The organism is Microvirga calopogonii (assembly GCF_003347665.1).
GTDB lineage: Bacteria > Pseudomonadota > Alphaproteobacteria > Rhizobiales > Beijerinckiaceae > Microvirga > Microvirga calopogonii.
Map to the genome: position 1 here is coordinate 1 of NZ_QDGA01000238.1, position 1,459 is coordinate 1,459.

1 pseudogene is annotated in these 1,459 nt (G+C 63.9%); it reads left to right on the forward strand.

Annotated elements, in window-relative coordinates:
* Window positions 1-1,427: pseudogene (locus DDF70_RS36200) on the forward strand (IS1182 family transposase); the annotation flags it as partial.
* Between the last annotated feature and the right edge of the window lie 32 nt (window positions 1,428-1,459).

A 1,459-nucleotide genomic window follows, 5' to 3' on the forward strand; every position in this document is an offset into this window, starting at 1 on the left:
CGTCGGCAGGCGACCCTGCTTCCTGACTGCCTGGATGACTATGTGAGCGAAGACAATCCGGTTCGGATTGTTGAGGCCTTCATCGACGAGTTGGACCTCGCGGCCCTGGGCTTTGCCGGCGTGGTGCCGGAGGTGACGGGCCGCCCATCATCCCATCCCGCCACCCTGCTCAAGATCTACATCTACGGCTATCTCAACCGCCTCCCCTCCAGCCGCCGCCTGGAACGCGAGACCCAGCGCAACCTCGAGCTGATCTGGCTCACTGGCCGGCTGAGGCCCGACTTCAAGACCATCGCTGACTTCCGCCGCGACAATGGACCAGCCATCCGGGCCGCCTGCGCGCAGTTTGTCGTGCTGTGTCGGCAGCTCAACCTGTTCACCCGGGCGGGTGGTGGCCATCGACGGATCCAAGTTCAAGGCGGTCAACAACCGTGACAAGAACTTTACCGTCAACTTTACCGTCGCCAAGGTGGCCAAGCGCATCGAGCAGGTCGAGGCCAGTATTGCCCGCTACCTGGCAGCTCTGGATCGGGCCGACCGGCAGGACAACGATGTGGCCGAGGCCCGCACCAGCCGGCTCAAGGAGAAGATCAAGGGCCTGCGCCGGCAGATGCAAGCCCTCAAAGACATGGGCCAGCAGGTCGAGGCCGCGCCCGACCAGCAGATCTCTCTGACCGATCCGGACGCCCGCTCGATGGCCACCAGCGGCAAGGGCACCGGCCTTGTGGGCAACAACGTCCAGATGGCGGTGGAGGCCGAGCATCATCTCATCGTGGCGCACGAGGTGACCAATGTCGGCAATGACCGCACGCAACTGCTGGCGATGGGGCAACACGCCCGGGACGGAATGGCGTGTGAGGAACTCACCGTGCTGGCGGATCGGGGCTCCTACAACGGTGACGAGGTGCTGGCCTGCGAGGGCAGCGGTGTCCTGCCCTATGTTCCCAAGACGCTGACCTCCGGCAACACCAAGCGCGGTCTCTTCACCGGGCAGGACTTCATCTACGACGCCGAGCAGGACCACTACACCTGCCCGGCGGGCCAGCACCTGACCAAGGGCAAGGTGCGTTCAGATCGCCGGGACAATATCGATCATTACCGGAATCTGACCGCCTGTTCGAGCTGTGCCCTCAAGCCCCGCTGCACGCCGGACACGCACAAGCGGGTAAAAGCGCTGGCAGCATGAGGATGTGCTTGACCGGATGCAGGCTCGGCTGGAGCGGATGCCGGAGGCCATGACGATCAGGCGGCAGACGGTGGAGCATCCGTTCGGGACCATCAAGGCCTGGATGGGCAGCACGCACTTCCTGATGAAGACCTTGGAGAAGGTCAAAACCGAGATGAGCCTGCACGTGCTGGCCTACAACCTGAAGCGGATAATCAGCATCCTCGGTGTCCAGCCGCTGCTGAAGGCTCTCGAAGCCTGACGCCACACGCCCGCCCATGCGCACCATCACGG